General features: G+C 47.5%; 14 protein-coding genes. 1 reads left to right on the top strand and 13 read right to left on the bottom strand.

Annotation, left to right across the window (positions count from 1 at the left end; genetic code table 11):
- Positions 1 to 372 precede the first annotated feature (372 nt).
- Positions 373 to 924, bottom strand: coding sequence for a hypothetical protein (locus QVE09_RS29950; protein ID WP_315939750.1), 552 nt, complete (start codon positions 922 to 924; stop codon positions 373 to 375).
- Between the two features lie 81 nt (positions 925 to 1005).
- Here QVE09_RS29950 and QVE09_RS29945 point away from each other — a divergent pair, with 81 nt between their 5' ends.
- On the top strand, positions 1006 to 1602 hold the full coding sequence (locus QVE09_RS29945) for a TetR/AcrR family transcriptional regulator (protein WP_315939749.1): 597 nt from the start codon (positions 1006 to 1008) through the stop codon (positions 1600 to 1602).
- Positions 1603 to 1687: 85 nt separating this feature from the next.
- Here the strand turns inward: QVE09_RS29945 and QVE09_RS29940 are convergent, their stop codons facing one another.
- The 12 genes from QVE09_RS29940 to cysK all read right to left on the bottom strand — a co-directional run bounded on the left by QVE09_RS29940 (position 1688) and on the right by cysK (position 12890).
- Complete coding sequence (locus tag QVE09_RS29940; RefSeq protein ID WP_315939748.1) at positions 1688 to 3025, bottom strand: TrkH family potassium uptake protein; 1338 nt, start codon at positions 3023 to 3025, stop codon at positions 1688 to 1690.
- Positions 3026 to 3173: 148 nt separating this feature from the next.
- Entirely contained in the window at positions 3174 to 4685 is a 1512-nt protein-coding gene (gene lysS / locus QVE09_RS29935) for a lysine--tRNA ligase (RefSeq protein WP_076216742.1), read from the bottom strand.
- 116 nt (positions 4686 to 4801) lie between these two features.
- The gene (gene greA / locus QVE09_RS29930) at positions 4802 to 5281 is read right to left on the bottom strand and encodes a transcription elongation factor GreA (protein ID WP_076216743.1); all 480 of its coding nucleotides are present in this window, start codon (positions 5279 to 5281) and stop codon (positions 4802 to 4804) included.
- Between the two features lie 245 nt (positions 5282 to 5526).
- Entirely contained in the window at positions 5527 to 6546 is a 1020-nt protein-coding gene (dusB, locus tag QVE09_RS29925) for a tRNA dihydrouridine synthase DusB (RefSeq protein WP_315939747.1), read from the bottom strand.
- A gap of 86 nt (positions 6547 to 6632) precedes the next feature.
- Complete coding sequence (locus QVE09_RS29920) at positions 6633 to 6827, bottom strand: helix-turn-helix domain-containing protein (RefSeq protein ID WP_254848000.1); 195 nt, start codon at positions 6825 to 6827, stop codon at positions 6633 to 6635.
- On the bottom strand, positions 6788 to 7336 hold the full coding sequence (gene folK, locus QVE09_RS29915) for a 2-amino-4-hydroxy-6-hydroxymethyldihydropteridine diphosphokinase (protein WP_315939746.1): 549 nt from the start codon (positions 7334 to 7336) through the stop codon (positions 6788 to 6790). Before folK ends, QVE09_RS29920 begins: the two co-directional genes overlap by 40 nt.
- Positions 7337 to 7345: 9 nt before the next feature.
- A complete protein-coding gene (gene folB / locus QVE09_RS29910) occupies positions 7346 to 7708 on the bottom strand; it encodes a dihydroneopterin aldolase (protein WP_017691339.1) in 363 nt (120 codons plus the stop codon).
- A gap of 117 nt (positions 7709 to 7825) precedes the next feature.
- Positions 7826 to 8689: a dihydropteroate synthase gene (folP, locus tag QVE09_RS29905; RefSeq protein ID WP_315939745.1), complete on the bottom strand. Its 864-nt coding sequence runs from the start codon at positions 8687 to 8689 to the stop codon at positions 7826 to 7828.
- Entirely contained in the window at positions 8686 to 9570 is an 885-nt protein-coding gene (locus QVE09_RS29900; RefSeq protein WP_315939744.1) for an aminotransferase class IV, read from the bottom strand. The genes folP and QVE09_RS29900 overlap by 4 nt, the downstream gene beginning before the upstream one ends.
- Before the next feature lies 1 nt (position 9571).
- The gene (gene pabA / locus QVE09_RS29895; protein WP_076320273.1) at positions 9572 to 10147 is read right to left on the bottom strand and encodes an aminodeoxychorismate/anthranilate synthase component II; all 576 of its coding nucleotides are present in this window, start codon (positions 10145 to 10147) and stop codon (positions 9572 to 9574) included.
- A 50-nt stretch (positions 10148 to 10197) separates the two neighbouring features.
- Positions 10198 to 11811, bottom strand: coding sequence for an anthranilate synthase component I family protein (locus QVE09_RS29890; RefSeq protein ID WP_315939743.1), 1614 nt, complete (start codon positions 11809 to 11811; stop codon positions 10198 to 10200).
- A 140-nt stretch (positions 11812 to 11951) separates the two neighbouring features.
- On the bottom strand, positions 11952 to 12890 hold the full coding sequence (gene cysK, locus QVE09_RS29885; RefSeq protein ID WP_036668448.1) for a cysteine synthase A: 939 nt from the start codon (positions 12888 to 12890) through the stop codon (positions 11952 to 11954).
- Positions 12891 to 13021: the final 131 nt, after the last annotated feature.

Here is a 13021-nt window from a genome sequence, read left to right as displayed (position 1 = left end):
GTCGATCCAAGCCAAGGCTTGTCTCAAACTTTCGCGTTCATTCTGCAAGCAGAATGTTTACTCACTCGTTGTTCAGTTTTCAAAGATCAAACTTGTTTTGTTACCGAATGTCGTTCTCTTCAGCAACTTTTATATCTTATCACATCCGAACCAACTTTGCAAGTTCTTTTTTAAGTTTCTTTCGAAGCTTATTTCAATCGCTTGCCGCACCGTGTAAACCGTGTTTTCTTGGCCGGACTTAGAATATACCATGTAGAGATTTTTTATGCAAGTCTTTTTTTGCTTTTATAATGACCAATAAAATGATACGTTCTGAACGTACATATGTTATTCTCCCAACTTAGCAAGTTCGTACGCACGTCCATTTTCATTTTAATGTTTAACATTCCTAGCAGGAACCTTTTTGGGCCATAAACTATAGCTAAAGCTTATCAGAAAATCGATACCGAGTATCATTCCCCACACTCTGATCAGATTATTGAAGACAGCTGTACGTTCAGCATCTCCAATCCACCATATCATAGCGAATAGAAAAGCACTTCCTATAGCCCAAGCCAATAGATGTCTAAACCATCCACTACGCTCACGACTCGCATGTTCTCTGCCATATAACTTGTTGCTGCGAGGATTTTCTCCACCCTTGAACCAATATAGGAAATATCGATCTGCCCAAGCGATCATCTGATGACCATAAGCAATGCTTACTCCTATATACACCGCAGCTATACCATGGATCATACCTGCGGTAGCTCCTCGCTGTAGATCCATAACTGTAGCTACCAGCAATAACAGATCGACAACCGGCGTCGCCATTAACAAAACGATACCTAACCGCTTCATGCCAAGAAGATACCTGACACTCAGACCCGCAAAAACAAACACCCAAAAGGCAATCTCACAACCTATAATGAAATAACCAATCATATTAACCTCTCCTTTTTATGATACAAATGTATTAAATATAATCTAGCACGTGTGTACTATAATAATCAACAGTGATATAATATGCCTATGCCTAAAATTGTTGATCATGATAAACAACGTGTGCTCGTGGCCGAGGCAGCTTGGCGTATTATACGAAGAGATGGCATGGAACAGGCCTCTGTTCGGAATATTGCTGAAGAAGCTGGAATTTCGGTTGGTTCGATGCGTCACTACTTTTCTACTCAGTCAGAACTACTACGATATGCCATGAGACTCGTATCCGAACGGGTATCCCATAGAATTCAACAAATGTCCTTCACCGGGTCTCCCTTGGATAATATGAAATGCTTATTACTCGAGTTATTACCAAACACAGATGAAAAACTGGCCGAAATGGAGGTGTGGTACGCTTTTACAGCCAGATCCAAAACCGATTCTACGCTCAAAGAACTTGCCGATACAGTATACGATGAACTCAGACAAGCTGTAGGCTCTGTTATCACCTACCTGATAAAGCTCGACCTCTCCAGACCCGATCTGGACAAAGAACTTGAGATCGAAAGATTGTATGCACTCGTGGATGGCTTAGGCATACATACCGTGCTTAGACCGGATCAGATGAATGCCAAGCTCATGGACGATGTTCTCACTTTGCATCTTGCTTCCTTGTGCCGTTAAACCAAAAAAAACCGCAGCACATTCGTTTCACTAAGACCTGTTACGATAACAGGAGTTAGTTCTGAATGTCTGACGGTTTTTCTTTTTATCCGATAATGATCCGGCCCTCCGGATGACGATACAGTTTCTTCTCTTTGCGCGGACGAAGGGCATACGCGATGGTTAATGGCCCAATCCGACCTACAAACATGGTAAAGGTAATAATGATTTTTCCCCAATTGGTCAACTCATCAGTCACTCCCACAGAAAGACCCACGGTACCAATTGCGGATGCAGCTTCAAACATCAGAGAAAGGAATGGCGCATCCTCTGTCGTAAGCAGAAGCATCACCACGATCATGAATATGATCAGAGAAACCATAATAATGGTCAACGCCCTCATCAACAGTTCTTTCGGAACACGCTGGCGGAAAAACACAATATCCTTATTTCCCCGAATCATGGCATACACTGCACCAATCATAATCAGGAATGTAGTCGTCTTGATCCCGCCCCCGGTTGATCCCGGGGAAGCCCCGATAAACATCAGCAGAATGAAGAAAAATTGGGTAGCCTGCCTCATCTCCGTGATATCGATTGTGCTTGTTCCAGACGAACGTGTAGAGACAGACTGGAAGAAGGACGCATAGATCTTCTCGCTCCAGGTGAGTGAAGCCAATGTATGTCCATTGGTAAATTCGAAAACAAACAACACAATCGCTCCTATACCAATCAGCGCTCCCGATACAGACAGCACCAGTTTGGACTGTAGGGATAGGCGTCGACGTTTGCGATACTCAAACAGATCATTTAACACAACAAAACCTAGTCCACCAGAGATAACGAGCACGGAAGCAGTCACATTGAATATCCAGTCTCCGGTGTAGTATTGAAAGCTGTTGCCGAACAAATCAAATCCGCCATTATTAAACAATGAAACGGAATGAAATATTCCATAGTATACAGCCTGACCCAATGGCATCTCCGTTGCCCAGCGCAGCGCCAGTATGACAGCAGCCACCCCTTCAATGGTAAAGGAGAAAATCAACACCTTGCGGATAATGCGTACAATCCCTTCCATACTGTCTGCATTAATGGCTTCTTTGAGTAATAGCCTGTCCTTGAGTGAGATTCGCTTACCCAATACAAGCGCAAAGAGGGTAGCCATAGTCATGAAGCCGAGTCCACCGAGCTGCATTAATACCATAATGACGATCTGACCAAACAAATTAAACGTCGTTCCTACATCCACAACGACAAGTCCAGTCACACATGCGGCAGAGGTTGATGTAAAGAGCGCGTCAATAAACGCCAAATGCACACCACTTTGGTTGGAGATTGGCAACATGAGAAGCACCGTTCCAATCGCAATGATAAGCAGAAAACCACCGACCAGAATTAACGGAGGAGATAAGAATTTGGCAAAGTGAAGCCTGAACTTCATGAAGGGCACCTCTTTTAACAAAATACGAACAGGGCGTTCTGACAAACTTTATTTCTAGCGTCTATGTAAACCTAAAGAGGAACTTGCCCCAGCATGATACTGAACGGCAGGTTCCTCTTCTATTATGAACGTATCGTACGTTCCTTATTTAATCTTGCGTACGAGGACGCATGTGCGGGAAGAGCAGTACGTCACGAATCGACGGGGAGTTGGTAAGCAGCATGATCAGACGATCAACCCCGATCCCCAATCCGCCTGTTGGTGGCATACCATATTCGAGCGCACGGATGAAGTCGTCATCCATCTCATGAGCTTCGTCGTTCCCATGTTCTTTCTCCAGCATCTGTGCTTCAAAGCGCTGACGCTGATCGATTGGATCATTCAGCTCTGTGAAGGCATTAGCATGCTCGCGCCCAACGATGAACAATTCGAAGCGATCCGTGAAGCGCGGGTCTACATCATTTTTCTTCGCCAGTGGTGAGATTTCAAGAGGATGTCCCATGATGAATGTCGGTTGAATCAACGTTTCTTCCACGAATTCTTCAAAGAACGCATTCAGAATATGACCAAATGTCATATGTTTTTCAACCGGAACCTTATGTTCCTTCGCCAAGTTATGTGCTTCCTCATCCGTCATATGTACGGAGAAGTCTACGCCCACAACTTCCTTAACTGCATCCACCATCGTAACACGGCGCCACTGCGGTGTAAGATCTACTTCATAATCTCCATACTGGATCACTTGCGTACCCAGTACTTCCTGTGCAATATGAGCAACCAGGTTCTCCGTCAATTGCATAATATCCTTGTAGTCGGCATATGCCTCATACAATTCAATCATTGTGAACTCCGGATTGTGACGTGTGGACATACCTTCATTCCGATAGACACGGCCGATCTCATATACCTTCTCCAGTCCGCCAACAATCAGACGTTTCAGGTGAAGTTCAATCGCAATTCGCATGTACAGTTCCATATCCAGCGCATTGTGATGTGTGATGAACGGACGTGCTGCCGCTCCTCCTGCGATGGTGTGCAACGTAGGTGTTTCCACTTCCAGATATCCCAGGGAATCCAGGTAACGACGCATCGATTGAATGATTTTGGAACGTGCGATAAAGGTCTGTTGTACGTCCGGGCTCATAATCAGATCAACATAACGCTGGCGGTAACGCAGCTCTACGTCGGTGAGACCATGGAATTTATCCGGAAGCGGATAGAGCGATTTGGACAGCACTTCAAGATCTGTAACTTTGACAGAAGTTTCACCTGTTTTGGTCTTAAAGATCACGCCAGTTACCCCAACGATATCGCCAAGGTCTAGAAGGGTGAATGCTGCATACTTGTCTTCAGGCACGGTATCCTGACGAACATAGATCTGGATTCTGCCGCTCAGGTCCTGAATATGTGCGAAGCTTGCTTTACCCATTCCCCGCTTCGCCATAATCCGTCCGGCAATACTGACTTCGATGTGCTTCTCTTCCAGCTCTTCCTTGGTCAGTTCTTCATACTTCTTCAGAATGGAGCCGGCTTCTTCGGTACGTACGTATTTTTGGCCAAAAGGGTCGATTCCCAATTTGCGGAGCTCGTCCAATTTGTCACGGCGAATTTGTAAAAGCTCGCTAAGTTCGGTTTCCTGATTCAAGACTTCATCCGTCATGATCTGTATTCATCTCCTTATTTACAATGCAGGCATCCCGTGAGGACACTCTTCCTCAAATGTTGAAAAAGCTTCCCTAGGGAAGCTTTTGTTTACCGTGCCCAACTGCTTCGTTACTATAGCTTTTTAATATCTACAATTTTATATTGAATTACGCCAGCAGGCACACTTACATCAACAACTGTACCATTTTTCTTGCCCAGGATCGCTTTACCGACAGGGCTTTCGTTTGAGATCTTGTTCTGAAGCGGGTTAGATTCAGCAGAACCTACAATTGTATATTCTGTGATATCACCGAATTCCAAATCTTCCACAGTAACTGTTGCACCTACACTCACGACATCGGTGTCAATCTCATCACTGTTAATAATGCGTGCGTTCCGAAGCATTTTCTCCAAAGTAATAATACGACCTTCAATGAAAGCCTGTTCGTTCTTGGCATCTTCGTATTCAGAGTTCTCACTGATATCTCCATACCCGATGGCTACCTTAATCCGTTCAGCCACTTCGCGGCGCTTCACTGATTTCAATGTTTCCAGTTCTTCTTCCAGCTTCTTAAGTCCCTCTGGTGTAAGGATAACTTCCTTGTCGCTCATCTCAACCGATTCTCCTGTCATGGGAATAATTTGATTGTACGGCAACGGAATCAGTGCCAATTACATAGCTCCGCCCGCATACATCTTCAAAACTATATGAAGTTCTCCAGAGAAATAGAATATTCCTCCTGATGACTAGCCTTTAATTAACGCACATGGCGAATTTATACTGTGAAAGTATAGGGGAACGATCTCGAAAAGTCAATGTTACGTCCTCTATAGCTGTAAACGTTTTACAGCCTTCATTACGATGCACTTCCGGCAATTACCGGTTCTGACTCCAAATTACCTTCGCTTTTCAGCTGACCCACAAAGTTCTCGAGAATCTGTACCATCTCGTCCCGCTTGGTTCCTTCCATAATAACATCCTTGATCCGGGCAGATCCTTTCAAGCCTTTCAAATACCAAGCCAGATGTTTACGCATCTCGCGTACGGCAACCGTCTCATTCTTCAATGCGATCAGGCGATCCATATGCAGGATGGCAACACGGATCTTCTCTTCGCCATTCGGGTCAGGAAGCAATTCCCCCGTGCTTAAGTATTGAATGGTACGATACAGCATCCATGGGTTACCCAGGGCGGCACGACCAATCATAACTCCGTCACAACCCGTTTCATCCAACATACGGCGTGCATCCTCTGGTGTATGGACATCACCATTGCCGATCACTGGAATTGAGACAGCTTCTTTTACATCTTTGATGTGTGACCAGTCAGCTGTGCCTGTATAGAGTTGCTCACGCGTACGGCCGTGCACACTTACCGCCTGTCCGCCCGCACGTTCAACCGCGAGCGCATTCTCAACCGCGAAGATATGCTCGTTATCCCAGCCGATACGCATCTTGACGGTCACTGGCTTCTCAACCGCGTCCACGACAGCGGATACCATCTCATAGATTTTGTTCGGATCAAGCAACCAACGTGCACCTGCATCACATTTCGTTACCTTTGGTACAGGGCATCCCATGTTAATGTCGATGATGTCTGCATTCGTTTCTTTGTCCACGATTTTGGCTGCTTCTACAAGGGAATCACGATCTCCCCCAAAAATCTGAAGGCTCAGCGGTTTCTCACGCTCATCTACAAACAACATCTCGCGTGTACGCTGGTTGCCATGGACAATGGCTTTGCCACTCACCATCTCCGCGCATACGAGGCCTGTTCCGAATTCTTTTGCGATCAAACGAAAAGCCGGATTACATACGCCAGCCATCGGCGCAAGTACGACCTGGTTTTTCATTTCAATGCCACCAATGTTAAGCACGGTAGTCGTTCCACTCCTTTTTAAATTCTGTATATATCACGATATTAAGTTCGATATCTTTGTTGTTTGACGAAAACGAAACGGTCCTACTTGCCCTGTAACTCCTCGATACTGATTGCCAGCACACCAGCAATTCGATCCAGCTCTTGCTGTGTTACCTTACGGTTCCCCCGCTCAATGGTTCCCAGAATGGCCAGCGAGATGCCGGTCTCGGCAGCAAGTTCATGTTGTGTTAAACCTTTCAGCTTCCGGAATGCCCGGATTCGATTGGCCAATTGCATGTTTTCCAAAGCTGTATTCCATCCTTTCCATCCAGTACAGACAACGATGAGTGTACAAAGGTATACAAACCTGAAATCTCGCCCTCCGGTACGATATCCGACAGTGGCACCAGCACAAAAGCCCGTTCTCCCATACGGGGATGAGGCAATTGAAGCAATTCGGTATCTCGCGTCTCACCTTGCATCCAGAGCAGATCCAGATCAACGGTGCGCGGTCCCCAGCGAATATCACGAACACGTCCAAGCCGGTTCTCGATATCCAGTAATTCCGTGAGCAACTGCTCTGGTGTCAGCATCACCCGTACGGCGACTGCCATATTCAGAAACGCAGGCTGATCTACATATCCTACAGGCTCCGTCTCATATAGTGCAGAACAGCGCAGAACGGATATATGAGGGTGTTCATCCAGCAAAGACAATGCTTCAAGCAGCGTCTGTTCCCGGTCACCCAAATTGGCCCCTAAAGCAATATAAGCCTCTGAAGATTCAGAGGTCGAATGTGCAATCATGATCGGTTCTCACTTTCTTGTGCGGCGAAGCTCTACCGTTACGCCCTCAAAATGAATATCGAATGGCGGATGTGGCTTCGTCACCTTGACTGTCAATGCATTGATAATAGTATAAGTGTCTAGTAAAGAAGATGCAATATGTTCGCCCAAAGCTTCAATTAACTGGAATGATTTATTCTCAACAATCTGTTTTACCAGCTCATGGATCTCCGCATAATTAATCGTTTTGGTCAGATCATCGTTACGTCCAGCCTCACCCAGGTCCATATCAATCTCCAGATCAATATAATAACGCGCTCCCAGCTTCCGTTCTTCTGCAAAAACGCCATGATATCCGTAATACTCCATACGATGCAATACCATTCTATCCATGTGATCCGCCTGCCCTCTATATATATTGAAATAGTTCTCTATTTGAAGTTATCCCTTTGTTTTGCCTTTGAAAAACGCTGCGCTTCCACTGGACGGGTCACCAGGGACCCGCCAGCATTATTTCCTCCGTATACCCGGAGAAGCATACAACATGGCATCACACATGTCTGCCGTCCGCCGAATCGGCTTCACATCATGAACCCGAACCATCTGGCAGCCTTGGGCAATGCCAAATGCAACGGTCGCAGCCGTTCCTTCCAGCGCATCATCCGCACCAACATCCAGGGTGTTCTGGATGAATCTTTTACGTGAGGTGGCTAGTAGAACGGGATATCCCATTTCATTGAGCAAACCGAGCGATGACATGAGCTTCAGATTTTCTCCGAGATCCTTCACAAAACCAATGCCCGGGTCCAGGATAATCTGATCTGCTTTCACGCCGGCTCCCAGCGCAATCTGTATACTCTCCTGCAAATCACTCACGACATCACTCAGATAATCGGTATAGTTTCGCTCCTGCCGATTATGCATGAGTATGATAGGACACCCCAGCTCTGCTGCCGTGCGGGCCATATCTGGATCTACCTTTGCTCCCCACACATCATTAATGATATGGGCACCAGCCAGAATAGCCTGACGCGCAACATCGGCTTTATACGTGTCTACCGATATCGGAATGTGTGGGGCTTGCTGATGCAATGCCTCAATAACCGGAATAATCCGGCTAAGCTCTTCATCGGCGCCCACGACATCTGAACCTGGCCGGGTGGACTCCCCGCCGATATCAATCAGGTCCGCCCCGTCCTCCATCATCTTCTTGGCATGAGCAACCGCCCGCTCCACGTTGGTATAACGTCCACCATCCGAGAACGAGTCAGGGGTGACGTTAAGAATGCCCATAATCTGTGTTCTTGTACCCAGCTTCAATTCAGCTGGCCCCCATGCATAGTTCCGTTCATAGATGACAGGTGTAAGTGTCATGAAGTATACCCCGCTTTCTGCCGGTACATACCCAGAAGGACTGCTGTAACCGGGCCTATATGTCCGTTGCTGATTATTGTTTCGGCTCCCTCCTGATCCCGTAGAGTTGTCACCGGAACCAGTTCGGCCACCGAGCCTGTTAGAAATATTTCATCTGCTTGCAGGAGATCCTCCCAGGCAGCTAACGTTTCTATGCAGGGAATTCCTTGTCGCGTGGCGATCTCAAGTGCCACAGCTCTCGTGATACCCGGCAGAATGCCGGTTGAGAGTGCCGGCGTGTAGAGAACATTTTTCCGTACCCAAAACACATTGCTGACGATCCCTTCCGCTATATGACCATCCCGGGTTAATTGTAACCCTTCCGCACCCTGCAAATGCTGCCCGTATCCATTAAGCTCCCGTTTCGCCAGAATGCTGTTCATGTAATGTAGTGACTTGAACCGAACTGCTCCTTCGGGCGTGTTGCGAGGTGTAGACAACCGTTGGAGCATTTTGCCGCTTTCATATAAAGAGGGAGAAGGTTCAGGTAATGCTTTTGCCAGTAAAATATGATTTGGCTTTGAATAATCACCAGAAGGTAAGCCTAGCGGTGCTTCACCGGCTGATACAGTGTATCGCACATACGCATCCCGAAGTCCGTTCGCATCCATCAAACGTTGAATCCAATCTGTCACCTCTGCCGCGGTCGTTGTAACAGGAATGCCAAGCTCCTTACACCCCGAGGCCATGCGCTCCAGATGCCGTTCCAAAAGATATGGGACACCTCGATACGTCCGGAACGTCTCAAACAGTCCAAGTCCGTACAAAAAGCCGTGATCCGTTACAGGAACCACGGCCGCCGCCATATTGACCAACTCTCCATTTATCGCGGCATATTGCATGTTATACCTTCACTTGTTGGGACAAAAAGTTACGAAGCATCTGATGTCCGTGGTCTGTAATAATGGATTCCGGGTGGAACTGAACACCTTCAATCGCATATTCTTTGTGGCGCAGACCCATAATCTCACCTTCAGCTGTCTCCGCTGTAATCTCCAGGCAGTCAGGCAAGCTGCTGCGCTCGACAATCAGGGAGTGGTAACGGGTAGCTGTGAATGGAGATGGCAATCCGGCAAATACCGATGTTCCATTGTGGTGCATCTCGGATGTTTTGCCGTGCATCATGCGCTCCGCACGAATGACATTGCCGCCAAACGCTTGTCCAATGGACTGATGCCCCAGACAAACACCAAAGATCGGAATGCTTCCCTTGAAATGATTAATGACTGCCAAGCTAATACCTGCTTCATTCGGTGTACACGGGCCCGGAGAGATCAGAATATGATCAGGTGCAAGTGCCTCTATGCCTGCCAGATCAATCTCGTCGTTGCGGCGAACTTCCACCGTCTCACCCAGTTCACCCAGATATTGAACCAGGTTGTACGTGAAGGAATCGTAATTATCGATAACCAGTATCATATGCCTGCTCCTCCTCATCTTCCGTCAATGCAAGTGACGGTTGCTTCGTTTTATTTTAGTTTAACAGCTTCTGTTCGCTCCGCTTGTTCTTGTTCAATAGCTCTGCTTGCTTCAGCCTCTTCACTGTAATTCACAGCTCTCATCATGGCTCTTGCCTTGTTGCGGCATTCCTTGTATTCCTGATATGGATCGGAATCAATGACAATTCCTGCACCGGCCTGTACATAACCAATACCATCCTTAATGGCAAGTGTACGAATGACGATGTTCAATTCCATATTCCCACTGTAATCCATCCACCCGATGGAACCCGTATAAGGCCCACGCCGTACAGGCTCAAGTTCCTCGATAATCTCCATGGTGCGGACTTTCGGCGCCCCGGTAATCGTTCCACCCGGGAATGTCGCAGCGATCACTTCAAATACGGATAACCCTTCTGCCAGCCTGCCTTCCACCTGGGAAACGAGATGCATGACATGGGAATACTTCTCGATGGTCATCAATTCAGGCACATGAACCGAACCGTAGGCTGCAATCCGTCCGATATCATTACGTTCCAGATCAACGAGCATAATATGCTCCGCCCGTTCCTTCTCACTGCTGAGCAGTTCATCCGCCATAGCTTTGTCCTCTGCTTCATCGCGGCCCCTTCTTCGGGTCCCTGCGATGGGACGTGCACTGACTTTGCCATTCTCCACTTTGACCAGAAGTTCGGGAGATCCGCTTACCAGTTGGAAGTCTGGACTACGCAGCATACCCATATACGGTGATGGATTCACAAGGCGCAGCCATTCATAAATATGCTCAGCGCTCGAATGAAGCCGCTTCTCCTGTCTTAAGGACAGATTCACCTGGAACACATCGCCCTGCCTGATATATTCCTGCACCGTACGCACAGCTTGTTCAAAGTTCTCCTGGGGAAAGGAGGTCTCCCATCCTTCCGATTCTCTTTCCGCATCTTCAGGCTGCGGTGTACGATTCACCTGCTTGTTGCGGCGTTCCAGTGCCTGTTGCTGTTCCTCGGCCTGTGCAGCCCCCATAATATGAAGCCATCTTTGCTGCATCGCTGTCGCTCGTGCTTCGGCCGTTGCATATAGACTACGGATATCAGTTTCGTTCCGATTAGGCTCTATAGCCAGATGAACCATGCAGAAAAGCGCCTGCTGCTCATGGTCATACGCCCATATTTCTTCAAAGCGCATCCACCAATAATCCGGCAGAGCCGGGTTATCCTCAGCCAAGTCTGGGAGCTTCTCCAATGATCTTGCTACATCGTAGCTGAGATAACCTGCGTATCCGCCCCCAAAGTCTGGAGCCCCATTAACCTTGGGTGCACGATACGGGGCAGTCCATCTCTTCAATACATCAAGCGGCTTGCCGCTGTCCGTCGAGGCGGTTCCTTGCGTCACATCATGAATAACCGCTTCTTGACCTTTACCTGAAATTACGGATACGGGGTCTAACCCCAGAAATGTATATCTCCCGCCTTTTCCATTCTCCAGCACAATTGCGTATGGTGACGCCTGCTCCCAGGCTGCCTCCCACGATAACGGTAAACCGCCATGATACGGTCCCTCATCCGACTTCGTGATATAGGGCATCATGGTCCAGCCTTGTTCAGCCCACTCCATCCAGTCGGCGTATGTTGTCATCAGGTGTGTCATTGCGGTGTGCCGCCCTCCATCTGTCGCTAGTTCTATTGTCTGATAGTATACTAAAGCGTCGCCCCTTTTAAAAGCATTACGCCAAAAATCCTCCATACCCGTTATACGGGCAAGGAGGATTGGTTTTGTCATTTGTAGACTTAGCCTTCGAAGTTGTAAAGAGGTGTGCTGAGGTAACGTTCGCCGTTACTTGGCACGATTACGACAACGCGCTTGCCTTCACCCAACTGTTTCGCTACCTGAAGACCTGCACGGATCGCCGCACCGGAAGAAATCCCAGACAGAATGCCCTCTTCCTTCGCTACCTGACGAGCCGTCTCGAATGCATCATCATTCTCAATGTGAATGATCTCATCATAGATTTCCTGATCCAGAATCTCAGGGATAAAGTTGGCACCAATCCCCTGGATCTTATGTGGTCCTGGTTTGCCGCCCGCCAGAATTGGCGAAGCTGCTGGCTCAACTGCAACAATTTTAATACCAGCGAAAGCTTCTTTCAGCACTTCGCCTGTACCTGTAATTGTTCCACCTGTACCGATTCCCGCAACGAAAGCATCCAACGTACCGCCTACAGATTGAATTGCTTCAACAATCTCAGGGCCAGTCGTTTCACGGTGGATCTTCACGTTGGCTTTATTTTTAAATTGCTCAGCCATGAAATAAGAAGGGTTTTCTTTCAGCAGTTCTTCGGCTTTTTTAACAGCACCATTCATACCTTCAGCTCCAGGTGTAAGCACAAGCTCGGCACCATACGCACGAAGCAAGTTACGACGCTCCAAGCTCATCGTCTCAGGCATTACAATAACGGACTTGTAGCCTTTGGCTGCAGCCACCATCGCGAGTCCAATTCCCGTGTTACCACTTGTTGCTTCAATAATGGTATCACCTGGTTTTAGCTTGCCTTCTTTTTCCGCTTCTTCCACAATGCTAATTGCGATACGGTCTTTCACGCTTGAACCTGGATTCTGGTACTCCAGCTTCACGAATACTTCAGCACTGCCTTCAGGTACGATACGGTTCAGACGAACAAGCGGAGTACCTCCGATGAGTTCTGTTACGTTATTAACTACTTTAGCCATATGAATGCCCTCCTTAGTGGATGAATAAAACTTGAGTCCTGTTAACCTATACTGTGCGGCCGGTAGCCTCTAGCTGTTATAGAAGAACTGCGGAAATCCTGTTGATCCTATCCCTTACTGCTAAGATTTCT

This window comes from Paenibacillus sp. ClWae2A (assembly GCF_032452295.1).
GTDB lineage: Bacteria > Bacillota > Bacilli > Paenibacillales > Paenibacillaceae > Paenibacillus.
The sequence above is the reverse complement of the archived record's forward strand: the minus strand, read 5'-3'. Positions and strand labels throughout refer to the sequence as shown.